Source organism: Microbacterium sp. 2FI, from assembly GCF_005502885.1.
Taxonomy (GTDB): Bacteria; Actinomycetota; Actinomycetes; order Actinomycetales; family Microbacteriaceae; genus Microbacterium.
In genome coordinates this window covers 184,553-208,878 of sequence record NZ_SCMR01000004.1, presented here as the reverse complement: position 1 = coordinate 208,878, position 24,326 = coordinate 184,553, and the positions used below count along the sequence as shown (strand labels likewise).

General features: G+C 70.7%; 14 protein-coding genes. 5 read left to right on the top strand and 9 right to left on the bottom strand.

Annotated elements, in window-relative coordinates; genetic code table 11:
• Positions 1 to 14: 14 nt before the first annotated feature.
• From FFS15_RS06185 to FFS15_RS06175, 3 genes are read right to left on the bottom strand one after another with little or no spacing between them, the layout of a single operon-like run.
• The gene (locus FFS15_RS06185; RefSeq protein ID WP_137844130.1) at positions 15 to 677 is read right to left on the bottom strand and encodes a spermidine/putrescine ABC transporter substrate-binding protein; all 663 of its coding nucleotides are present in this window, start codon (positions 675 to 677) and stop codon (positions 15 to 17) included.
• Between the two features lie 52 nt (positions 678 to 729).
• Positions 730 to 1,212, bottom strand: a complete 483-nt coding sequence (locus tag FFS15_RS06180) for a hypothetical protein (RefSeq protein ID WP_137844129.1) — start codon at positions 1,210 to 1,212, stop codon at positions 730 to 732.
• 1 nt (position 1,213) lies between these two features.
• Entirely contained in the window at positions 1,214 to 2,245 is a 1,032-nt protein-coding gene (locus FFS15_RS06175) for an ABC transporter (RefSeq protein ID WP_137844128.1), read from the bottom strand.
• Between the two features lie 141 nt (positions 2,246 to 2,386).
• Between FFS15_RS06175 and FFS15_RS06170 the strand changes: the two genes are divergently transcribed.
• Positions 2,387 to 2,983 carry a hypothetical protein gene (locus tag FFS15_RS06170; RefSeq protein WP_137844127.1) on the top strand — a complete coding sequence of 199 codons (597 nt, stop codon included), beginning with the start codon at positions 2,387 to 2,389 and terminating at the stop codon, positions 2,981 to 2,983.
• A gap of 10 nt (positions 2,984 to 2,993) precedes the next feature.
• Here FFS15_RS06170 and FFS15_RS06165 read toward each other — a convergent pair whose 3' ends face one another.
• The 3 genes from FFS15_RS06165 to rpoB all read right to left on the bottom strand — a co-directional run bounded on the left by FFS15_RS06165 (position 2,994) and on the right by rpoB (position 11,139).
• Positions 2,994 to 3,608, bottom strand: a complete 615-nt coding sequence (locus tag FFS15_RS06165; protein WP_137844126.1) for a hypothetical protein — start codon at positions 3,606 to 3,608, stop codon at positions 2,994 to 2,996.
• A gap of 116 nt (positions 3,609 to 3,724) precedes the next feature.
• Entirely contained in the window at positions 3,725 to 7,603 is a 3,879-nt protein-coding gene (rpoC, locus tag FFS15_RS06160) for a DNA-directed RNA polymerase subunit beta' (RefSeq protein WP_137844125.1), read from the bottom strand.
• A gap of 38 nt (positions 7,604 to 7,641) precedes the next feature.
• Entirely contained in the window at positions 7,642 to 11,139 is a 3,498-nt protein-coding gene (gene rpoB / locus FFS15_RS06155) for a DNA-directed RNA polymerase subunit beta (RefSeq protein WP_137844124.1), read from the bottom strand.
• Between the two features lie 306 nt (positions 11,140 to 11,445).
• On the opposite strand from rpoB, the gene FFS15_RS06150 reads away from it, so the two are divergent.
• The 3 genes from FFS15_RS06150 (at position 11,446) to FFS15_RS06140 (ending at position 19,468) form a co-directional block, all read left to right on the top strand.
• On the top strand, positions 11,446 to 14,076 hold the full coding sequence (locus FFS15_RS06150; protein ID WP_171013103.1) for a DUF4062 domain-containing protein: 2,631 nt from the start codon (positions 11,446 to 11,448) through the stop codon (positions 14,074 to 14,076).
• 4 nt (positions 14,077 to 14,080) lie between these two features.
• Positions 14,081 to 16,708 carry a DUF4062 domain-containing protein gene (locus FFS15_RS06145; RefSeq protein ID WP_137844122.1) on the top strand — a complete coding sequence of 876 codons (2,628 nt, stop codon included), beginning with the start codon at positions 14,081 to 14,083 and terminating at the stop codon, positions 16,706 to 16,708.
• Positions 16,709 to 16,849: 141 nt separating this feature from the next.
• On the top strand, positions 16,850 to 19,468 hold the full coding sequence (locus tag FFS15_RS06140; RefSeq protein ID WP_171013102.1) for a LuxR family transcriptional regulator: 2,619 nt from the start codon (positions 16,850 to 16,852) through the stop codon (positions 19,466 to 19,468).
• A gap of 27 nt (positions 19,469 to 19,495) precedes the next feature.
• Here FFS15_RS06140 and FFS15_RS06135 read toward each other — a convergent pair whose 3' ends face one another.
• From FFS15_RS06135 to FFS15_RS06125, 3 genes are all read right to left on the bottom strand, one after another.
• Complete coding sequence (locus tag FFS15_RS06135) at positions 19,496 to 19,858, bottom strand: group 1 truncated hemoglobin (RefSeq protein WP_137844120.1); 363 nt, start codon at positions 19,856 to 19,858, stop codon at positions 19,496 to 19,498.
• A 67-nt stretch (positions 19,859 to 19,925) separates the two neighbouring features.
• Entirely contained in the window at positions 19,926 to 21,497 is a 1,572-nt protein-coding gene (locus tag FFS15_RS06130) for an urea amidolyase family protein (protein WP_137844119.1), read from the bottom strand.
• Positions 21,491 to 22,246, bottom strand: coding sequence for a 5-oxoprolinase subunit PxpA (locus FFS15_RS06125; RefSeq protein WP_137844118.1), 756 nt, complete (start codon positions 22,244 to 22,246; stop codon positions 21,491 to 21,493). Before FFS15_RS06125 ends, FFS15_RS06130 begins: the two co-directional genes overlap by 7 nt.
• A gap of 169 nt (positions 22,247 to 22,415) precedes the next feature.
• Between FFS15_RS06125 and FFS15_RS06120 the strand changes: the two genes are divergently transcribed.
• Complete coding sequence (locus FFS15_RS06120; RefSeq protein ID WP_137844117.1) at positions 22,416 to 24,167, top strand: ABC transporter ATP-binding protein; 1,752 nt, start codon at positions 22,416 to 22,418, stop codon at positions 24,165 to 24,167.
• The last annotated feature ends 159 nt before the right edge of the window (positions 24,168 to 24,326 follow it).

The following is a 24,326-nucleotide window of genomic DNA, read 5'->3' as shown; positions in this document are numbered from 1 at the left end:
GGGCTCCCGACGACCTATGCGGACGGTGCGGGAGGTTCGTGCGGGTCGAACGGCGCGTCGAGAGAGCGCGTCAGGTCTTCGAGCATCGCCTCGATCTGAGGTTCGACGAACTCCCCGATCGCGGCCTGGATGCGCAGGCGATGATGAAGCAGGATCGTGCACACCTCGCGGCCGACCATGTTCGCGTAGTCGTCGGCGAGCCCGACCTCCTGCCGCAGCGCCGCCTTCGCCTCCTCGCTGAGCGGCGGGAGCGCCGGCACACCGGCATCGGCCTCTTCGGCGAGCCCCGAGATCGTGAAGAGGAATGGGGCCCCGGGAACGGGATCCGGGTCGAGCGGCAGCCCCTCGAACTCGGGCTCGAGCCCCTCGGCGGGGCGATAGCTGCGGGCGCGGTTGCGAGCCGCCTGCTGGTCGAGTTCGCCCTGGAGCATCGGCAGGTTCAGGGCGGTGTACTCGGCGACGGCGCGATCGACGATCGTCTTCACACGCGTTGAGAGTCCGTGCTGCACCCCGTGCGGCACATCCGAGCCGAGCCCCGCCGCCGACAGCACCGGCGACCCGAAGCACCGTCGGCACGGCGCCACACGGCCGCGGTGGGTCGCCGGCTCCCAGCGGGGAAGCCACAGCAGCCAGGCGTCCACCGCCTGGCTCACCTGGGTCTCGAGCGAGCGCTCCACGGAGACCACGGTAGTACCGCCGTGCGGAAATGAGCGGATGCCGCAGCATCCGCTACTCGTCGAAGTCGTCCTCCCACGGCCACCGCGGGCGCTGCGCGCGCGTGCGCACGAGGGCGATCCCGCCCCACGCCGCGATCGCTGCCGCCCCGGCGACGACCGCCCCGAACCACGACACCGCGATGCGCCCGGCGACGGATGCCGCCACGGCGAGTTCACCCGCGGAGAAGAGGATGCCGAACGCGACGCCGCCGAGGTAGGCGAGGTATACGGCCGCGGCCGTCCACGCCGCACCGCCGTACGAGGCGGGATTGCGCCGGAGCGTCAGCCACAGCGAGCCGGCGAAAGCGGCCGTGGCCAGGGCGACGCCGAGGATTCCCGGCACCTGCCCGAGTCCCGGCGTCTCGATCACGTCCGCGCCGAGGACGAGGCTCGTCATGCCGAGTCCGAAGATCAGCAACGCCACGAACGAGACCGTGGCCAGGGCGAGCGCAGCGGCAGGGCGGACCGGTCCGCCCTCGTCCGCCGCGCCCGTCATGTCACTGTCGGACGAGCTGCGGGCCCGCCTCGAGCGTGCGCTCGTACTCGCGCTGAGCCTCGATGTTGAGCTCGGTCACGCGCTTGCCGCGCGCGGCGGCCCACGTGCCGAACCAGATCGTGAGCTCGCGTCCGATCACGAAGGAGGCGATCGCGAGTGGCGCCAGCCACTGCTCCTCGACGAGCGCAGCGCCCTCGCTCGCGGTGATCATCCAGAACGGTGCCTGGAAGAGCTGCCCGAGGATGTAGCCGCCGTAGGAGGCGATGCCGACGAAGATGCCGAAGATGACCCAGGCGCCCCAGCGACCACGGTTGATGATGGCGCCGAGCAGCCAGAACGCGATGTAGAACACCACGACCGGCACCCACAGCGCCCAGGTGGCGAGCGCCTCGAGCGCCACCGTGGCGACGTTGCTTGCGTCGACGTCGCCCTTCAGCGCGGCGAACCCGAGCCACGCCGCGAAGTAGAGCACCGCGAACGACAGCGCGGCGAGGAGTCCGATCGCGCCGACGGCGGCGCGGTTGCCGCGCGGAGTCGGCGCCTCGGGCGCCTGCACGAAGATGGGCTGCGGGGCTGCGGCGGCCGCCGCGATGACCGGCGCCTCGTACGACGGGTATGCGGTGGTCTCGGCTGTGGGATCCACCACCGGCTCACTCGGGGTCACGACCGGCGCAGCGGCGGCCGCAGCGGGCGCGACGGGCTCTGCGGGCTCAGCGACGGGAGTCTCGACCAGGGGCTCGGGAGCCGGTGCCTTCTCGTACTCGAGCGCGGCGGCCTCCTCCGAATCCCAGGGATCGGGCTCCGGGGTGGCGACGGGTTCGACGGTGTCGGCAGGCGGCTCGACAGGCTCGGCGACCGGCGTCTGCTCGGCGGCATCGGACACCGTCGCCGTCTCGGCGGGTGCGGGCTCGTCGACGACGGCATCGCTGCGGGCGGCCTCAGCCTCGGCGAGGCCCTCGTTCGCGCGACCGACGACGTCGTCCACGGGCGTGGGCTCTTCGACGGGCTCGCCGTACGACTTGGGGTCACTCATCGGGGGCACTCCTCACGCGGGGCACGTCCCCGCAGTGCGAGGGTAACCCCCGTCCCGCCGTCCGCCGCGGAGGCATGCCGAGGCGAGTCCGCCGCCGCGCGGCATCGCGGGCGACGCGAGGGCGCCGCCTAGAGTGGCGGCATGCCAGACCGTCGTGTCCGCGTGGCCGCCGCAGCGGCATCCGCTGTGCTCGCCCTTGCGACGTTGGTCGCGTGCGCGCCCGAGCCCACCGCGAACCCCACGACGACCCCCGAGGTCTCGGTGTCACCCACCCCGATCGCGACGATCACCCCGGGCGCCACCCCCTCGTCGACGCCGACGGCCGCGATCCCGACCGACTGCGAGGAGATGCTCACCGACGCCGTCCTCGCAGAGCTCGAAGGCACTCCGCTCAACGACCCCGACACCGGCATCGACGGCGGCGAACAGGCCGACGGGTCGCTCGTGTGCCTGTGGCGCGACCCGGCAGCCGACACCACCTACCTCATGACGACGATCTCGGCGATGTCGCGCGGGCCCGCACTCGACCTGCTGAACCAGCTCGCCGACGAAGAGGACTACGAGTGCTACACACCCGACGGCGGCACCCGCTGCGAGAAGACGTGGGAGAACGAGACCTATCCGGTCATCGACGGGCGCACGCTGTTCTGGCGTGACGGCATCCTGATCGACACGCGGTTCTCGAATCTCGCGCCGCCGGGCTACACCGCGGCCATCGTCGAGAGCATGTGGGGATAGCCGCGCGGGCTCAGTCCCACACGAACTCCTCGAGCCGCGCCGTGTAGTCGGCAGGGTGCCACTGCGTCTCGACGCTCGAGAGCCAGAGACCCCCGCGCACCGTGTGCACCTCGACGACGCCCGCCTGCGTGCGTGTGCACCGCACCGCCTCGGGGTTGGTCGTGCACGCGAAGCCCTGACCGCGCAGCGCGGCATCGGCAAGGAGCGCGGCGTCGCCCCCGACGACCGCGAGCGTGGTCGCCACGGTTCCGCCGGCGTCGAGCCGCCACGTGCACGTCACGCGCACGTCGGGCTGCAGGGCATCCACCACGGCGGTGGCCGAGGTCGCCGGCACTGCCGTGGTCTGCGACAGGTGCGTGCCGCCGGTCCAGACCATGTCGCGCCACAGCTGCGGCGGGTACAGCGCCCGGCAGTCGAGTCGCCCGGAGGCCGCGCGCTGGGCGGGTGTCTCCTCGATGAGCGCTTCCGCCGGCGGCGATGATGCGGCGCGCAGCGTCTCCCCCGCCCACTGCAGCGTCACCGGAACCATCGGCTGCGCGAGCCACACGAGTCCCGCGACGATGCCGACGCAGAGAAGCCCCGCGGGCACGGCGATCCACGAGTTCCGTCCACCCGTGCGCGCCACGATCCCACCTCCTTGCACCACGGTACGTCGGGGTCCGGGATGCCGCCGCGCGGCGCGCGAGAACGCCGAAGGGCCCCGGCGTGAACCGGGGCCCTTCGGTGCGATCTACAGGGAGATCAGTTGTACGACGTGAAGTCGCCGTCCGTGGTGAAGCTGTCGAAGTCGACGTAGCTCAGGTCGGCGTCGGAGTACGCGCCGTCCGAGGCGAAGATGCGGTTGGGGTACCGCTCGCTCTTGGCCTCTTCCGTGGCCTCGACCGTGACGTTGCGGTACTTCGCAAGTCCGGTTCCGGCGGGGATGAGCTTTCCGATGATGACGTTCTCCTTGAGGCCGACGAGCGGGTCGCTCTTGCCCTCCATCGCCGCCTGGGTGAGGACGCGCGTCGTCTCCTGGAACGACGCGGCCGACAGCCACGACTCCGTCGCGAGCGACGCCTTCGTGATACCCATGAGCTCCGGACGACCCGACGCCGGGCGCTTGCCCTCGGCGACGGCCTCGCGGTTGATCGCCTGGTAGCGCTTGAAGTCCACCAGCTCACCGGGCAGCAGGGTCGTGTCGGCGTGGTCGACGACGGTGACCTTGCGCAGCATCTGGCGAACGATGACCTCGATGTGCTTGTCGTGGATCGGCACACCCTGCGAGCGGTACACGCCCTGGACGCCGTTCACGAGGTACTTCTGCACCTCGCGGGCACCCATGACACGCATGACCTCCTTGGGGTCGAGCGTGCCCACCAGGATCGGCTGGCCGACCGTGACGTGCTGGCCGTCCTCGACCAGCAGCGTCGCGCGCTTGAGCACCGGGTAGACGTGCGGCTCGTCGCCGTTGTCGGGCGTCAGGATGACCTTCTTGGCCTTGTCGGTCTCGTCGATCGTGATGCGACCGTCCGACTCGGCGATCGGCGACGCGCCCTTGGGGGTACGTGCCTCGAAGAGCTCCTGCACGCGGGGAAGACCCTGCGTGATGTCGTCGGCCGATGCCGAGCCACCGGTGTGGAACGTGCGCATCGTCAGCTGCGTGCCGGGCTCACCGATCGACTGGGCCGCGATGATGCCGACGGCCTCGCCGATGTCGACGATCTTGCCGGTCGCAAGCGAACGGCCGTAGCACTTCGCGCAGACACCGACAGCCGAGTCGCAGGTCAGCACCGAGCGGACCTTGATCGACTCGACACCCGCCTCGACCAGCTTGTCGATGAGCACGTCGCCCACGTCGTCGCCGGCTTCCGCGAGCACGTCGCCCGAGGCGCTGACGGCCTCGGCCGCGAGCGTGCGGGCGAACACCGAGTTCTCGACGTTGGCGTCCTTGACGAGGGTTCCGGTCGAATCCAGCGCAGCGATCGGCAGCTCGAGACCCTTGGTCGTGCCGCAGTCCTCTTCGCGGATGATGACATCCTGCGAGACGTCCACGAGACGGCGCGTGAGGTAGCCCGAGTCGGCCGTACGGAGGGCCGTGTCGGCCAGACCCTTGCGGGCACCGTGCGTCGCGATGAAGTACTCCGCCACCGACAGACCCTCGCGGTACGAGGAGATGATCGGACGCGGGATGATCTCACCCTTGGGGTTGTTCACCAGGCCTCGCATACCGGCGATGTTCCGGATCTGCAGCCAGTTTCCACGAGCACCCGACGACACCATGCGGTTGATGGTGTTGTCCTCGGGGAAGTTGGCACGCATCGCGGTCTGGACCTCGTCGGTCGCCTCGGTCCAGATCTTGATGAGCTCCTGACGACGCTCGGAGTCGGTCGTCAGACCCTTCTCGAACTGGTCCTGAGCCTTCGCGGCCTTCTTCTCGTGCTTCGCGACGATCTCGCCCTTGTTCGGGGGCGTGAGGATGTCGCTGAGCGCGACCGTGACACCCGAACGGGTGGCCCAGTAGAAGCCGGCGTCCTTGATGCGGTCGAGGGACGCCGCCACTTCGACCTTCGGGTACTCCTCGGCCAGCTTGTTGACGATCTCCGACAGCTTGCCCTTGTCTGCCTGCTCGCGAACGAACGGGTAGCCCTTGGGAAGGGTGTCGTTGAAGATCGCCTGACCGAGCGACGCGTTGAGCAGACCGTGGCGCTCGTAGCCCTCGGGCGCTTCGCCCTCGAGGAACGTGAGCCCGGGGATGCGGATGCGCACCTGGTCCTGCAGGTCGAGGGTGCCCTCGTCCTTGGCCATGATCGCCTCGGCGACCGAGCCGAAGGCACGGCGCTCCGCGACGGGCTTGTCCGTCGCCTTGACCGTGGTCAGGTGGTGGAGGCCGATGATCATGTCCTGCGAGGGCAGGGTCACCGGGCGACCGTCGGACGGCTTCAGGATGTTGTTCGACGCCAGCATGAGGATGCGGGCCTCGGCCTGAGCCTCGACCGACAGCGGCAGGTGGACAGCCATCTGGTCGCCGTCGAAGTCCGCGTTGAACGCGGCGCACACGAGCGGGTGCAGCTGGATGGCCTTGCCCTCGACGAGCTGGGGCTCGAACGCCTGGATGCCGAGGCGGTGGAGCGTGGGCGCGCGGTTGAGCAGCACGGGACGCTCGCGGATGATCTCCTCGAGCACGTCCCACACCTCGGGACGCGTGCGCTCGACGGCGCGCTTGGCCGCCTTGATGTTCTGCGAGTGACCGAGGTCGATCAGGCGCTTGATCACGAACGGCTTGAAGAGCTCGAGCGCCATCTGCTTGGGCAGACCGCACTGGTGGAGCTTCAGCTGGGGTCCGACGATGATCACCGAACGGCCCGAGTAGTCCACGCGCTTGCCGAGCAGGTTCTGGCGGAACCGGCCCTGCTTGCCCTTGAGCATGTCGGAGAGCGACTTGAGCGCCCGGTTGCCGGTGCCCGTGACGGGACGACCGCGGCGACCGTTGTCGAACAGCGCGTCGACGGCCTCCTGCAGCATCCGCTTCTCGTTGTTGACGATGATCTCGGGAGCACCGAGGTCGATCAGGCGACGGAGGCGGTTGTTGCGGTTGATCACGCGGCGGTACAGGTCGTTCAGGTCGCTGGTCGCGAAGCGGCCACCGTCGAGCTGGACCATGGGGCGAAGCTCCGGCGGGATCACCGGGACGACGTCGAGCACCATCGCGGCCGGGCTCATGCCGGTCTGCAGGAACGAGTTGACGACCTTGAGGCGCTTGATCGCACGGATCTTGCGCTGGCCCTTGCCCTCCGAGATCTGCAGGTGCAGGTTCTCGGCCTCGGCGGCCAGGTCGAACGCCTCGAGGCGACGCTTGATCGACTCCGCGCCCATGTAGGCCTCGAAGTACTGACCGAAGCGGTCCTGGAGCTCGTGGAAGATCTCGTCCTCGCCCTTCAGGGCGCCGACCTCGAGCGTGCGGAAGTCTTCCCACACCTTCTCGAGACGGATGATCTGGTCGTCGACGGACTTGCGGATGCCCGCCATGTCCTTCTCGGCGGCGTCCTTGACCTTCTTCTTCTGGTCGGCCTTCGCGCCCTCCTCTTCCAGAGCGGCGAGCTCCTCCTCCAGCTTCTGGAGGCGGGCGGCGATCTTCGAGTCGCGACGGTCCGCGAGCGTCTTCAGCTCGAGGCGGATGTTGTTCTCCTGCGTCGCGAGGTCGCGGTGGCGCGCCTCGTCGTCGACGGAGATCACCATGTACGCGGCGAAGTAGATGACCTTCTCGAGGTCCTTCGGGGCCATGTCCAGCAGGTACCCGAGGCGCGAGGGCACGCCCTTGAAGTACCAGATGTGGGTGACGGGCGCGGCGAGCTCGATGTGGCCCATGCGCTCGCGGCGGACGGAGCTCTTGGTGACCTCCACGCCGCAGCGCTCGCAGACGATGCCCTTGAAGCGGACACGCTTGTACTTACCGCAGGCGCACTCCCAGTCGCGGGAGGGCCCGAAGATCTGCTCGCCGAAGAGGCCGTCCTTCTCGGGCTTGAGCGTGCGGTAGTTGATGGTCTCGGGCTTCTTGACCTCGCCGAAGGACCACCGGCGGATGTCGTCTGCGGTCGCGAGGCCGATGCGCAGCTGGTCGAATGTTGTTGACTCGAGCACTAGTTCTCCTGTGTCGGAATTCTCTGAGGAAGCCGGGATCAAATCTCGTCGATGGACGAGGACTCGAAGCGGCTGGAGATGTTGATGCCGAGCTCTTCCGCTGCGCGGAAGGCCTCGTCGTCGGTGTCGCGGAGGTTGACCGCCGTGCCGTCGGCCGAGAGGACCTCGACGTTCAGGCAGAGCGACTGCATCTCCTTCATGAGCACCTTGAACGACTCGGGGATGCCGGGCTCCTGGATGTTCTCGCCCTTGACGATCGCCTCGTACACCTTGACGCGGCCGAGGATGTCGTCGGACTTGATCGTGAGGAGCTCCTGGAGCGCGTAAGCCGCACCGTAGGCCTCGAGGGCCCACACCTCCATCTCACCGAAGCGCTGGCCGCCGAACTGCGCCTTACCACCGAGCGGCTGCTGGGTGATCATCGAGTACGGACCCGTCGAGCGCGCGTGGATCTTGTCGTCGACGAGGTGGTGCAGCTTCAGGATGTACATGTAGCCGACCGAGATCGGTGCCGGGAACGGCTCGCCGGAGCGACCGTCGTACAGCAGCGTCTTGCCCGTCGAGTCGATCAGGCGATCGCCGTCGCGCGTGGGGAGGGTCGAGTCGAGCAGACCCGCGATCTCGTCCTCGAACGCGCCGTCGAACACCGGGGTGGCGACCTTCGTGCCGGGAGCGGCCTCGCGTGCCTCGTCGGGCAGGCTCACAGCCCACTTCGGCGTTCCTTCGACCTTCCAGCCCTGCTGGGCGATCCAGCCGAGGTGGAGCTCGAGGACCTGGCCGAAGTTCATTCGACCCGGGATGCCGAGCGGGTTCAGGACCACCTGGACCGGGGTGCCGTCCGCGAGGAACGGCATGTCCTCGACGGGCAGGATCTTCGCGATGACGCCCTTGTTGCCGTGACGACCGGCGAGCTTGTCACCCTCGGTGATCTTGCGCTTCTGGGCGATGTAGACCACGACGCGGCGGTTGACGCCCGAGCCGAGCTCGTCGTCGCCGTCCTCGGCGTTGAACTCCTTGACCGCGATGATCGTGCCCTGCTCGCCGTGGGGAACCTTCAGCGACGTGTCGCGCACCTCGCGGCTCTTCTCGTTGAAGATCGCGCGGAGCAGGCGCTCCTCAGCCGACAGCTCGGTCTCGCCCTTGGGCGTGACCTTGCCGACGAGGATGTCGCCGGGGCGAACCTCGGCGCCGATGCGGATGATGCCGCGCTCGTCGAGGTCCTTGAGCAGGTCGGGGCTCACGTTCGGGAGATCACGGGTGATCTCCTCCTTGCCGAGCTTCGTGTCGCGGGCATCCACCTCGTACTCCTCGATGTGGATCGAGGAGAGGGTGTCGTCCTTCACGAGGTCCTGGCTGAGGATGATCGCGTCCTCGAAGTTGTGGCCCTCCCACGTCATGAACGCGACGAGGAGGTTCTTGCCGAGCGCGAGCTCGCCGTTCTCCGTCGCCGGTCCGTCGGCGATGACCTCGCCGGCCTCGACGCGCTCGCCGGCCGAGACCACGACGCGCTGGTTGTAGCTCGTGCCCTGGTTCGAACGGTCGAACTTGCGCAGGAAGTAGTCCTGCGTGCCGCCCTCGTCGAGCTGCACGGTGACGACATCGGCCGAGACCTCGACGACGACGCCCGCCTTGTCGGCGGTGACGACGTCACCGGCGTCGATGGCGGCGAAGCCCTCCATACCCGTGCCGACGACCGGCGACTCGCTGCGCAGCAGCGGGACAGCCTGACGCTGCATGTTCGCACCCATGAGGGCGCGGTTCGCGTCGTCGTGCTCGAGGAACGGGATGAGCGACGTCGCGACCGAGACCATCTGGCGGGGCGAGACGTCCATGTAGCCGATCTCGTCGGCGTGGAAGAGGTCGACCTCGCCACCCTGACCGCGACGGGCGAGGACGCGCTCCTGCGCGAACGAGCCGTCAGCCTTGAGCTCCACACCGGCCTGAGCGACGATGTAGTCGCTCTCCTCGCTGGCGGTGAGGTAGTCGATCTGGTCGGAGACCTTGCCGGCGACGACCTTGCGGTACGGCGTCTCGATGAAGCCGAACGCGTTGATGCGTGCGAACGACGCGAGCGAGCCGATCAGGCCGATGTTCGGGCCTTCCGGGGTCTCGATGGGGCACATGCGGCCGTAGTGCGACGGGTGGACGTCACGGACCTCGACACCTGCGCGCTCACGCGACAGACCGCCGGGGCCGAGCGCCGACAGGCGACGCTTGTGGGTCAGGCCCGCGAGCGGGTTGTTCTGATCCATGAACTGCGACAGCTGCGACGTTCCGAAGAACTCCTTGATCGCGGCGACGACGGGGCGCACGTTGATCAGGGTCTGCGGCGTGATCGCCTCGATGTCCTGCGTGGTCATGCGCTCGCGGACGACGCGCTCCATGCGCGAGAGACCGGTGCGGACCTGGTTCTGGATGAGTTCGCCGACCGCGCGGATGCGACGGTTGCCGAAGTTGTCGATGTCGTCGACGTCGAGACGGATCTCGGCGGCCTTGCCGGCGCGGATGCCGTCGAAGGTCGTGTCGCCGCGGTGCAGGCGCACGAGGTACTTGATCGTGGCGACGATGTCGTCGACCGTGAGCACCGAGTCCGACAGGGGCTTGTCGAGACCGAGCTTCTGGTTGATCTTGTACCGGCCGACCTTCGCGAGGTCGTAGCGCTTGGCGTTGAAGTAGAAATTGTCCAGCAGCGCGCGGGCGGCCTCGGCGGCGACCTGCTCGCCCGGACGGAGCTTGCGGTAGATGTCGCGGAGCGCGTCCTCCTTCGAGAGGATCGTGTCCTTCGACAGCGTCTCCTCGATCGAGTCGAAGCCGGCGAACTCGGCGAGGATGTCGTCGCTGGTGAGGCCGAGGGCCTTCAGGAAGACGGTGACCGACTGCTTGCGCTTGCGGTCGATGCGTACACCGACCTGGTCGCGCTTGTCGATCTCGAACTCGAGCCAGGCGCCGCGGCTCGGAATGATGCGCGCCGAGACGATGTCCTTGTCGCTGGTCTTGTCGGGCGTCTTGTCGAAGTAGACACCGGGCGAACGCACGAGCTGCGACACGACGACACGCTCGGTGCCGTTGATGATGAACGTGCCCTTGTCGGTCTGGAGCGGGAAGTCGCCCATGAAGACCGTCTGCGTCTTGATCTCACCGGTCTGGTGGTTCATGAACTCGGCCTCGACGTAGAGCGGGGCGGCGTAGGTCTTGCCGCGCTCCTTGCACTCCTCGATGGAGTACTTCTCGGGCTCGAGATACGGGTTCGTGAACGAGAGCTGCATGGTCTCGCTCAGGTCCTCGATCGGCGAGATCTCCTCGAAGATCTCCTCGAGGCCGCTGATCTCAGGCACATCGGTGCGACCGGCGGCAGCCGCGTCGGCGACGCGGGCCTTCCACGCCTCGTTGCCGACGAGCCAGTCGAAGGACTCGGTCTGCAGCGCGAGAAGGTCGGGGACCGTCAGCGTGTCGGAGATCTTGGCGAACGAGAGGCGGGATGCTCCGCGGCCGTTCTTGGGGGTGGTGGGGTTGGATGCGTTGCGCGCAGCAGCCAAGGGGATTACCTCCGTGGGCCCGTAGGGCTCGTTTCCTTGTCGTCAGGGTGGAGTGCTCCGGTCCCCGGTTGCGACGCGCCGCACTCCGCTTCACGAACAAGCGGGGGGCGCGCACACACAGCCGACCACCATATGAGGGCAGGGGGAATCCAAGAGCGCAACTACCTACTATACGGCGGATGCTGCGGCTTGTCCAGCGGCATCCTTGACGAGTTTCTGCCGCTGCGGTATAACCACTGCGGCTCGCCCGCGGATTCCCGCGGAAAGGTATGGCGGGACACGGTATGCGCGGGCCATGATGTGCTCATGGAAGGGGTTCCACGCCCCGTGATCCGCACGCCCGACCAGCGGATCCGGGTGTTCGTGAGCTCGACGCTGCGCGAGCTCTCCGACGAGCGAACGGTCGTGCGCGCCGCCGTGGAGCGGCTGCGCCTGGCGCCGGTCATGTTCGAGCTCGGAGCGCGGCCGCATCCGCCGCGCGAGCTGTACCGGTCGTATCTCGCGCAGAGCGACGTGTTCGTCGGCATCTACGGGTCGAGCTACGGCTGGGTGGCGCCCGGGGAGGAGATCTCGGGGCTCGAGGACGAGTACCGCCTCGCTCCCCCGGGCATGCCGAAGCTCATCTACATCCGCGACGAGGAGTCGCGCGACGAGCGCCTCGACGAGCTCATCGCCCGCATCCAGTCCGACGACACCGCCGCCTACCTGCACTTTCGCACGCCCGAAGAGCTCGAGGAGCTCGTCGCCGCCGACCTCGCGACGCTGCTGGCCGAGCGCTTCGACGCGTCGCGGGCGAGTGCCGCCGAACCGAGCGACGACGACGCCGCTGCGGACTCGCTTGCGGGACGCGTGCCCGTCCCCTATACGACCACGATCGGGCGCGAGCAGGACATCCACCGCGTGCGAGAGCTCCTCGCTGCGGGCAGCGAACGCCTCGTCAGCCTCATCGGGCCGGGCGGCATCGGCAAGAGCCGCCTCGCGATCGAGGTCGCGCGCGCGTGCGAAGACCTCTTCCCCGACGGAGTGCACTTCGTGCTGCTGGAGGGCGTCCTCGAGCCCGGGCTCCTCCTGCCGACGATCGCCTACTCGCTCGGGGTGCGCGACAGCGGCGACGTCGATCTCGAGGATCGCATCGCTCGCGCCCTCGAAGGCAGGCGCGTCCTCGTCGTCCTCGACAACTTCGAGCAGATCGTGGGCGCCGCCCCGGCCATCGTGCGGCTCGGCAGCGCAGCGCCCACGACGACGTTCCTCGTCACCAGTCGCGTGCTGCTTCGCGTCCGCGGCGAGCACGTCTACGACGTCGAGGCGCTGCCGGCTCCGGCTGAGAGCGAACCGGCGTCGCTGCAGCGGGCGCTGCGCTCCCCCGCCGTCGCCCTGTTCGTCGATCGCGCCCGGGCGGTCAAGCCCGACTTCGCCCTCACCGAGCACAATGCCGACGCCGTCGTCGACATCTGCCGGCGGCTCGGCGGCCTCCCGCTGGCGATCGAGTTGGCCGCGGCCAAGGCACGCACCCTCACGCCCCAGGCGATCGACGAACGCCTCGGGCAGAGCCTGCCGCTGCTGACCGCGGCCTCGCGGGACCTTCCCGAACGCCACCGCACGATGACGGCCGCGATCGAGTGGAGCGTGAGCCTGCTGCCCGACATGCAGCGCGACATGCTCGAAGACCTCGGCGTCTTCGCGACGAGATTCACGCTCGATGCCGTGGAGGAGCTCGGTGCCGGCCGCTCGTGGGCCGGGCACGGCATGGAAGCCCTCTCCGATCTCGTCGACGCATCACTCGTCAAGCGCACCGACCTCGCGGGCCGCTCGACGTTCTCGCTGCTGGCGCTCCTGCGCGAGTACTCGCTGGGGCGCCTGCGCGCCCGCGGCGAGGCCGACACGATGCGTCGCGCGCACGCCGACTACTACGTCGGGCTGGTCGGCCGCCTCGCGCCGCGGCTGCACGGTCCCGAGCAGCCCGACGCCGTCCGGAGCCTCGTGCTCGAGCTCCCCAACCTCCGCGCCGCGGTGCGGCACCTCGTCTACACCGGCCGCCTCGACGAGGCAGGCGACTTCGCGTGGCGCCTGTTCGCGTACTGGTGGATCTCCGGCTTCTTCAGCGAGGTGCGGCTGTGGATGCTGGAGCTGCTCGACAAGCGGGTGCCGGTTGCGACCCGCACCCGCGCCATCGCGGTCTTCTTCACGATGTGGGGCGACATGTGGCGCCGCCCCTCCGACCAGGTGATCGACGGGCTCGGCGATGCCGCGCGCCTGTTCGTCGAGAGCGGCGATCCCGCCGCGGCGGCGATGGCCCTCGGCGCCCGCGGCAGCAGCCGGATGCGGTTCGCCGATCTCGACGTCTCCGCGGCGGAGGCCGAGCTGACCCAGGCCCGCGACGAGCTGCACCGCCTCGGCGACTGGTGGACCGAGGCGCTCACCGACGTCGCACTCGGACTGCTCTCGCTCGCACGCGGCGAGATCGAAGGGTCGGGGGTCCACTTCGCGGCCGCCGCGACGATCGGCGTGCGCGAGCGGGATGCCTTCCTCCGAATCGTCGCCGGCAACAATCTCGCACGCCTCCACTTCTTCGGCGGCGACGTCGCAGCGGCCGCCGAGGAGTACGCGGTGACACTCGAGCTCTCCGCAGAGCTGAACTACGACGAGGGCGCTCAGTACGCCTTCGAGGGGATGAGTGCGATCGCCGCCGCGCGAGGCGAGGCCTGGCGTGCCGGTGCGCTGGCGGCGGTTGCCGAGGCTGTGCGCGACCGCGTCGGCCTGTTCGACGTCGACGGCTTCGCCGTCCACCTGCAGCCCCTCGCGGCCGTTCGCGCGGTCGATCCCGGCAGCGTCGCCGCCGGCGAGCGCGCGGGTGCCGAGATGTCCATCGGCGAGGCCTTCGCCCTGGCGCTTCCCGAGGCAGCCGGGCAGACGCACGGAGTCCCGATCCCATGGTGACCTCATGAGCAGTGCGGATCCGCCCCGGATCCGCACCCCCGATCAGCGGATCCGCGTGTTCGTGAGCTCGACGCTGCGCGAACTCGCCGCCGAGCGCGCGGCCGTGCGCACCGCGATCGAGCGCCTGCGACTGGCGCCCGTCATGTTCGAGCTCGGCGCCCGGCCGCATCCGCCGCGCGAGCTGTACCGTGCCTACCTCGCGCAGAGCGACGTGTTCGTGGGCATCTATGGCGACAGCTACGGCTGGGTCGCACCCGAGGAGGCGGTGTCGGGGCTCGAGGACGAGTACAACCTCGCGCCCGGCGCGATGCCGAAGCTCATCTACGTCAAGGCCGCAGGCACCCGCGATGAACGACTCCAGACGCTCATCGCCCGCATCCGCGACGACGACACCGCCGCGTACCTGCCGTTCCGCACCGCCGACGAGCTGGAAGACCAGGTGACAGCCGATCTTGCGACGCTCCTCGCGGAGCGGTTCGACGAGTCGCGGACCGAGCCCGGTCCGGCGCGCCAGGAGCCGGCGGCATCCCATGTCTCCCGCATCCCGCTGCCGTCCACCTCGATGATCGGCCGCGACGACGAGGTTTCCCGCATTCGGGAGATGCTCGCGGGCGGGGCGGACCGTGTCGTGAGCCTCATCGGCCCGGGCGGCATCGGCAAGAGCCGCCTCGCGATCGAGGTCGCCACCACGAGCGCCGATCTCTTCCCCGACGGCGTGTACTTCGTGCCGCTGGAGGGCGTGTTCGAGCCCGGGCTGCTGCTGCCGACGATCGCGTATGCGCTCGGCATCCGGGACAACGGCGAAGCCAGCCTCGAGGAGCGCATCTCGCGCGCGCTCGCCGGGCGGCGGGTGCTGCTGGTCCTCGACAACTTCGAGCAGATCGTCGAGGCCGCTCCCGTCCTCGTGCGGCTGTTCACGGTCGCCCCCGACGCCAGCTTCCTCGTGACCAGTCGGGTCGTGCTGCGCATCCGCGGCGAGCAGGTGCACGAGGTGCCCGCGCTGACCACGCCCGAGGGCGAGAGCCCCGCCAGCCTCGACCGCGCGACGCGATCGGCTGCGGTCGCGCTGTTCGCCGCCCGTGCGCAGGCGGTCGACCCGGGCTTCGACATCACGGCCGACAACGCGGCGGACGTCGCCGACATCTGCCGCAGGCTCGACGGGATGCCGCTGGCGATCGAGCTCGCCGCCGCCACGTCGCGGATGCTGACGCCACGCGCGATCGCGGAGCGCCTCGAGCAGCGCCTGCCCCTGTTCACCGCGGCGGTGCGCGATCTTCCCGAGCGGCACCGCACGATGAGCGCGACGCTCGACTGGAGCGTGAGCCTGCTCTCGCCCGAGGACCGGGACCTTCTCATGGACCTCGGGGTCTTCGCCGAGCGCTTCTCGCTCGATGCCGTCGAGGCGCTCGGCGCGGGCCGGGCGTGGGGCGACCGGGCACTCGACGGCGTGACGGCGCTCATCGACGCGTCGCTCGTGAGACAGACCGATGTCGACGGTCGCGCCGTACTGTCGCTGCTGGCGATCGTGCGTCAGTACGCGCTCGAAAAGCTCAAAGAGCGCGGCGACGCCGATCTCATGCGCGCGGCCCACGCCCAGTACTACACCGGGCTCGTCCAGAAAGTCTCCGAGGGCCTCCGCAGCCAGGGGCAGGCGGCGACGCTCTCGGCCCTCGGCCTCGAGCTCGCCAATCTGCGCGCGACGGTCCGGCACCTCGTCTACACCGACCGGCTCGACGACGCCGCCGACTTCGCGTGGGGCCTGCTCATCTACTGGTGGATAATGGGCCTGTTCGGCGGCGTCCGGGTGTGGATGCTTGAGCTCCTCGCCAAGGAGCGGCCGATCCTCCCGCGGACGCGCGCGATCGCGTGGTTCTTCGCGCTGTGGGGCGAGATGTGGCAGCGCCCGTCCGAGGAGGTGGTCGCGGGTCTGTCGGAATGCGTGCGGCTGTTCACCGACAGCGGCGATGAAGACGCGGCGGCGATGGCCCTCGCCGCGCGCGCGACCGCACGGGTGCAGCTGCCCCAGCCCGACATCGACACCGCCGAGCGCGAGCTCGTCGAGGCGGTCGAGCAGCTGAAGCGCCTCGGCAACGGCTGGGGCGAGGCGATCACCCGCGTCTCGGTGGGCCGGGTCGCGTGGCTGCGCGGCTCGCGCGAGGACGCCCTCGCGCACTTCGAGCGGGCGAGCGCCGTCGCCGATGCCGGCGGAGACGTCTTCACGCGGTCTCTCGCCGGAAACCAGATCGGGCGGCTGCTGCTCGCCGGCGGACAGGTCGACGAAGCCGAGGCGATCTTCCGCCGGACGCTCGTGGACTCCGTGGGCCTGCACCACGAAGAGGGCGTCGCCTATGGGCTCGAGGGGATCTGCGCGATCGCCGCCGAGCACGGCGAGGCCCGCCGCGCCGGGGCCCTGTCGGCCGCCGCCGGAGCGATCCGCCAGCGCATCGGCGTCTTCGACGTCGAGGCGTTCACGGTGCACGCGCTCTCACTCGACGCCGCCCGCGCGCGCGACCCCGAGGCTGTCGCGGCCGGCGAGCGCGAGGGCACACAGCTGACCGTGGCTGAGGCGGTTGCGCTCGCACTCCCCGATCCGGAGCGCACCGAGGCGCTGCAGTCGCTCGCGCGGTGGTGACGGCCCGGGGCGACATCGCGAAACGGCACCGCTGAGGCCACCCCACCGAGCCGCGCGGCGCGGCATCCGTCAATGCGTGACGCCGAGGCCCGCTGGCCCCTAGAATCTCGCTCAGCCGTGGGGGCTGAGCAGGGGAGGGCGATGTCCGCCGAGACGATCGAGCACGCGCTCGCGCCGTGGCCGCTGGCGGGGCGGTCCGCCGTCATAGACCGTGCCGCGGCAGCCCTTGCCGGCCATGTGCGCACTCTCGTGATCTCGGGGGCCTCCGGAGTCGGAAAGAGCCGCGCCGCCGGCGCGGTGGGCAAGGCGCTCGCCGCGCGAGGGTGGACCGTGCTCGAGGCGGGGGCGACCTCGATCATGTCGGCGGTGCCGCTCGGGGCGCTCCTTCCGCTGTTCTCGACCGATCGCGCACAGCTGGCCGAGGCGGCCGCCGACCCCGGGACACTTCTGAACCGCGCGATCGCGGCCCTGGAGGCCCGCACGCCGGAGCCGCGCCTTCTCGTGCTCGACGACCTCGGGCTCCTCGACCCGCTGTCGACGACCCTCGTCGCGCAGCTCGTCGCGAGCGACGCCCTGCGCGTGGTCGCGACGATCCGCTCGGGCGATCCGCTGCCCGACCCGTTCGTCTCGACGTGGAGTCCCGACCGGTCGCTGCGGATCGACCTGCCGCCGCTCGACCTCGACACGATCGAAGGGCTTCTCAGCGACGTGCTCGGCTCGCCGATCGCGCACCGCACCGCGACCGACCTGCACCGCGCCACCGGCGGCAACCCGCTGTACCTGCGCGAACTCGTCGTCGGCGCGCTCGATGCCGGACGACTGGTCGAGCAGTCGGGTGTCTGGCATCTCACCGGAGACCTCGTCGGGTCGCCCGCACTGCGCGACCTCATCCTCGCCCGCGTGGGCCAGCTCGACCCCGACGAGCGAGACGTCGTCGAGCGGCTCGCAGTATGCGGCGAGCTGGCGGCCTCGCACCTGCGAGCTGACGGCGCACGAGCGGCGCTCGGGCGGCTCGAGTCCGCCGGTCTCATCGCGGTCGGCCCCCGTCTCGAGGTGCGCCTCGCGCACCCGCAGTACTCCGCTGTGGTGTCGGCATCGCTGTCGCGCCTGCGCTCCGCCGACCTGCTGCTGGAGCAGGCCGAGCTGATCTCGGGCAACGGCGCCGGGGCAGCCGAGGCGCTGCGCGCTGTGACGTGGCGGCTCGCCGCGGGCGTCGAGTCGGATCCCGAGATCCTCGGAAGCTCGGCACGGCTCGCGCGTCAGGCCGGCGACCACCCGACCGTCGAACGACTGAGCGCCGCAGCGCTCGCGGTCGGCGGGCCCCGCGCCGACCTGCTCCTGCTGCGCGGGGAGGCGCTCCTGCGCATGGGGCGGGTCGCCGAGGCGCTCGACGTCCTGCGCGCCGCCGAGGCCCTCGCACCCGAAGGCGAGCTCGCCACCGCGGTCGCCGCGACGCTCGCCCTGGCCCACGTGAGCGTGCACGAGGGCCTGGCCGAAGCGCTCGCGGTGCTGCGAACGGCCGAGGGAGACCGTCCCGAGCCTGCCCTCGCCCTCATCCGCTCGCTCATCGAGCTGTACTTCAACCATGCAACCGAGGCCGACCGCATCGTCGAGGATGTCGCCGGCGGCTTCGGCGACTCCCCTGCCGAGAAGGCGATCATCGCCGCCGCCCGCGCACAGCCGCTGGCCGCGCTCGGGCAGATCGACGCGGCGATGGAGGCCGCGCAGACGGCGCTCGCCTTCGCGCGCGCGACCGGCGGCACCGCGGTGCCCGGTCATACGGTGGCCAATGCTCTGCTGACCCTCGGCATCGTGCAGCTGCACGCCGGCCGAATCGAGGATGCACGACGCAGTGCCACGGATGCGCTCGTCGAGGCGATCGACGCCGATGACGAGATCGTCACGCGGTCGATCGAGTTCCTGCTCGGCCGCATCGCCGCCGATGCCGGGCGCCTCGAGACCTCCGCGCGGTGGTATCGCGACACCATGAGCGGTGCGATGACGAGCGGCCCGATCAGCCTCTACATCCCGGGGCTCGCGAGCCTCGCGATCGTGCTCATCGCGCACGGCGACGCCGACGAGGCACGCTGCGAGCTCGACTCCGTTCCCGTCGGCGTCGACACCGGCCCGGGCGGCGTCATCGCGCGAGCGTGGCTGAGCGCACAGGACGGCGACCTCGACGCCGCGCGGACGTCGCTGCTCGCCGAGGCCGCCGCGATGTCGGCATCCGGTCATGTGTTCCTCGCGGGCACCTTCCTGCTGCACCTCGCCCGATTGGGGGGAGCGGATGCCGCGGCAGCGCCGCTCGCCGCGCTCGCGTCATCGTCGTCGAGCCCGCTGCTGAAGATGCAGGCCGCGCACGCCGCGGCCGAGGCGACCGCCGACCGCCGCGGGCTCGAGGCTGCGGGCGAAGAGTGGTCGGCCGTCGGGTCGCACCTGCTCGCGGCGGAGGCATTCGCCTCGGCGGCGCGCGCCGCGCGCGTCGCCGGCGAGCAGCGCCTCGCGGTGTCGCTGCAGGCACGCAGCGATGACGAGGCCGCGCGGTGCGAGGGCGCCGCGACCCCGCTGCTGCGGTTCACCGACGAGCTCACGCCGCTCACCCGGCGCGAGCGCGAGATCGCGACCCTGGCCGCTGAGGGCACGAGTTCGAAGGACATCGCCGCGAAGCTGTACCTGTCGACCCGCACGGTCGACAACCACCTGCAGTCGGTCTACGGAAAGCTCGGCATCGCCGGGCGGCACGAACTCGCCCACCTCTGACAGTCGGCCGGGCGGGCCGCGCACGTGTCAGACCGTGACGGCGCTCACGATCTCGCCGCGAAGCCCCTCGACGCGCACGCGCACGCGGGCGATGACGTCGTCTTCGACACCGAGGTCGTGCAGACTCACCGCGAGGTGCTCGACGACCGCGTCGAACGCCTCGGGCGTGATCTCCAGGCCCGCGTGCGCGGCGTCGAGACCGCGGCCCGAGAACAGCTCGGGACCACCCATCGCCGCGGCGAGGAACGCACGCTGATGCGCCTTGAGCCGAGTCAGATCGACGTTCTGGAACCATTTCTCCAGTGCAGGGTCAGCCGTCACCCGGTCGTAGAAGACGGTCACCGCCGCCTTCACCGCGGGGGCGCCCCCGATCTCGTCGTAAACGCTCACGACGGCCTCCATTCACTCGCTCGTCGGCAGACTATCCGAGGGCAGACAGGTGACGTGTAGGCAACGATTACTCAGTTCTGCGCGCGTGCCGGAAGCGGATGCGAGTGCCCGGCCGCGCCTGCGCGATCAGGTCGAGGGCTGCGGCGGTGACGACGGCGATCACGGGGTATCCGCCGGTCACAGGCCCGTCGGCGAGCAGGATCGTGGGGCGCCCGCTCGGCGGAACCTGCAGCGCCCCCGGCACCATGCCCTCGCTCGGCAGCTCATCCGTGAGCGCGCGGACGAGTTCGGGCCCCTCGAGGCGCGCGCCGACGCGGTCGGCGGCGTTCGAGACCGTCCACAACGCCTCGTACAGGGTCGTGAGAGCCTCCGGCGTGAACCAGTCCGCGCGCGGCCCGGGCGCGAGCTCGACGACGAGTTCATCGTCGTGCGGTGCGCCCCACGGTGCGAGCGGGGCCACGGGAATGGGGACGGATGCCGCGTCCCCCACGCCGACGCGATCGCCGGCGCGCAGCGCCGCGGGGCCGAGGCCTGCCAGCAGATCGGTCGATCGTGAGCCGAGAGCTGCCCGACCGTCGAAGCCGCCGCGAACGGCGAGGTACGCGCGCGCACCGCGGTCGAACCAGTCGAGGTGCAGCTCGTCTCCCGTGTGCCACGCGTGCGCTTCGTAGGGGTCGACCTCGCGTCCGGCCAGTCGCACCCGACCCCACGCACCCGTCACCGCGAACCACAGGTCCGTCTCGGCGACCGCGCGGAGCCCGCCCATCGTGACCTCGAGCGCCGCGGCTCCCTCCGGATTGCCGAGAAGGCGGTTCGCGGTGCGCAGCGCCCCGCGGTCGAGCGCCCCCGATCCGGCGACGCCGAGCGAAGCCGCACCCGGCCGGCCGAGATCCTGCAGGGTGGCGAGGAGTCCGGGCTCGACGACGCGGATGCCGGAGTGGGCGTCCGTGCGTGAAGCCGAGGTGCCGGCATCCGTCCCCCCGCTCTGCACCGCGCTCGCGCCCCGGCCGAGCGCCGCGACCGGGCGAAAGCGCACCGACGTGCCGGGAGCGAGGAGGGCCGGGGTCTGGGCCGCGGGGTCGAACAGCGTCGCGTCGGTGGTGCCGATGAGCCGCCAGCCGCCCGGGGTCTCGCGGGGGTAGGCGCCGGCGAATTCGGCGGCGAGGCCCACAGCACCGGCCGGCACCTTCGTGCGCGGCGACGCGAGGCGCGGCACGTCGAACGGCCAGTCGTCGCTGACGAGATAGCCGAAGCCCGGAGCGAAGCCCGTGAAGGCGACCGTCCAGCGCGCGGCGGTGTGGCGGCGGGCGAGCTCGTCGGCGTCGACCCCGAGGAGCGCTGCGGTATTGCTCAGGTCGGCGCCGTCGTAGACGATGGCGAGCTCTACGGCCGCGTCCTCGCCCCTCGTCGCCGCCACGGCGTCGGCGACCGAGCCGAGCGCCCACGCGCGAGCCGCAGAGAGCGCGATCACGCGCGGGTCGATGTGCACGAGCACGGTGCGGGCGGCAGGCACGAGGTCGACGATGCCCTCCGGTCGTGAGGTCGTCAGCGCCGCGTGGAGCGCGAGCACGTCGGCGAGGGCGGCGACCTCGAGGAGGAACCCGCGCTCGCCGACCGGCAGCACCCGCGCGGTCACCACGGTGCGCGCACCTCGATGCCCTCGGCATCCAGGGCCGCGCGCACCGCGCGAGCCATCGCGACGGCCGCGGGCGAGTCGCCGTGGACGCACAGCGAGGCGGCGCGCACCTCGATCAACGAGCCGTCGATCACCTCGACGACGCCGTCGCGGACGAGCCGCACCGCCCGGTCGGCGACCGCCGCAGGGTCATCGAGCAGGGCGCCGGGGTGTGCGCGGGGCACGAGCGCGCCGTCTGCGAGATACCCGCGATCGAGGAACGCCTCGTGGACGAACGGAAGGCCGACGGATGCCGCAGCCGCGGCGACCGCGCCACCCTGGCCCAGGATCGGGAGGGGCCGCCCGAGGGCCTCCGAGCGGTCGGCGATCGCACGGACGACGGCCTGCGCCTGCTCCGGGTCGACGGTCACGACGTGATAGAGCGCGCCGTGCGGCTTGACGTAGCGGAGGTCGGCGCCCGCCGCGACAAGATCCGCCAGCTGCGCCGCGACCGCCGCCGACAGGTCGGCCGGATCCATCGCGACCGGGTGCCGCCCGAAGTTCGCAGGGTCGGGGTACGACGGATGCGCGCCGACGGCGACGCCGAAGCGGGCGGCGTGTGCGACGGCGGCGGCCATGGATGCGGCATCCCCCGCGTGTCCGCCGCACGCGACGCTCGCGCTCGAGATCACCGCGAACATCGCCTCGTCGTCGGCCGTGGGAACCCCCGCGACCGTCTCGCCGAGGTCGGCATTGAGGTCGATGACCGGCATACCTCCCACGGTACCGCCCGCGCCGCGGGCGGCATCCGTCCTCCGTTTTGCCGATCTCCTCCGTTTCGCGCCGGTCGCAACCACGTCTGACACCGGCCGGGGTTACGACTGCGTAAAGGGTGGTGCCCGGCGCGTGCGGGACGAGGTCGCGCGAGGCAGGATGGGACACATGCCTCGCTCCACCGAACGCCACTCCGTCGGCACCCCGCTTCTGCAGGTGCGCGACGTCGCCGTCGAGTTCCGCACCGTGGACGGGCCGGTACACGCCGTCGAGGCGGTCGACCTCGACCTCGCAGCCGGCGAAACGCTCGCGATCGTCGGCGAGTCGGGTTCGGGAAAGTCCACGACCGCGATGGCCGTCATCGGCCTGCTGCCGGGCAACGGCAAGGTCACGCGGGGCAGCATCCTGTTCGAAGGCGAAGACCTCGTCGGCGCGCCCGAGAGCGTGATGCGCACGATCCGGGGCGGCTCGATCGGGCTCGTCCCGCAGGATCCGATGTCGAACCTCAATCCGGTCGCCAAGATCGGCACGCAGATCGCCGAGACCCTCCTCGCGCACGGCCTCGCCACCCGCAAGAACGTCGACCGCCGCGTCGTCGAGACGCTCGCCGCCGCCGGACTCCCCAACGCCGAGGAGCGCGCCAAGCAGTACCCGCACGAGTTCTCGGGCGGCATGCGCCAGCGCGCGCTCATCGCCATCGGCCTCGCGTGCAACCCCAAGCTCCTCATCGCCGACGAGCCCACGAGCGCGCTCGACGTCACGGTGCAGAAGACGATCCTCGACCAGCTCGAGCGCATGACGAGCGAGCTCGGCACCGCGGTGATGCTCATCACCCACGACCTGGGCCTCGCCGCCGAGCGGGCATCGCGGGTCGTCGTCATGAACCGCGGGCGGATCGTCGAGCAGGGCCCCGCCCGCCAGATCCTCGAAGACCCGCAGCAGCCGTACACGCAGGCGCTCGTGCGCGCGGCCCCGTCTGTGGCCGCGGTGCGTCTGCAGCCCGAGGTCTTCCGCCGGGCGAAGCTCGCTGCGGCGCCGGCGACCGAGGCGGATGATGCTGTCTCGACGCCCGTTGCGGTGCCGGCGGCGACGACGGAGCCTCGGGCTGCGGCATCCGGCCCCGCCGCCGCACCTGACTACATCGTCGAGGTCGAAGGTCTCACCAAGGTGTTCCCCGTGCGGGGCAGCAAGGTGGACTTCACCGCGGTGAAGGACGTGTCGTTCGCGATCCCCCGCGGCGAGACCGTCGCGATCGTGGGCGAATCCGGCTCGGGCAAGACCACGACCGCCCGCATGATGCTCAAGATCGTCGACCCGACCAGCGGCGCGATCCGCTTCGACGGCCAGGACGTCGCGGCGCTGAAGGGCCGCGAGCTCAAGAGCTTCCGCCAGCGGGTGCAGCCGATCTTCCAAGACCCGTACTCGTCGCTGAACCCCATGTTCTCGATCGAGAAGATCATCACCGAGCCCCTCGACGTCTACAAGCGCGGGTCGTCGAAGGACCGCGCGGCGCGCGTGCGCCAGCTGCTCGACGACGTCTCGCTGCCCCACTCGATGCTGCGGCGGTACCCGTCGGAGCTCTCGGGCGGCCAGCGCCAGCGCATCGCGATCGCCCGCGCGCTGGCGCTCTCGCCCGACCTCATCGTGTGCGACGAGCCGGTGTCGGCCCTCGATGTGCTCGTGCAGGACCAGGTGCTCACACTGCTGCGTGATCTGCAGCGCGAGTACGGACTGAGCTACCTCTTCATCTCGCACGACCTCGCCGTCGTTCGGCTCATCAGCGACTACGTGTGCGTCATGAAGGACGGCGTGCTCGTCGAAGCGGCGTCGAGCGAGGAGATCTTCACGAATCCCCGCGACCCCTACACGCGGAGGCTTCTCGCCTCGATCCCCGGCAACGAGCTCGACATCGCGGTCTGAAGCGCCCTCGTTCCGCGGAGCCCGCGCCCGCGATCTCGGCAGCGCCGCTGTCACGGTCGCCGCCACCTTCACCGAGACTGCAGTGGAGCGCCGAAACAGCGCTCGCCGCACGCAGTCTCGGCGCTCCAGTGAAGTCTCGCCGTCGGAACCCGGGCCTCG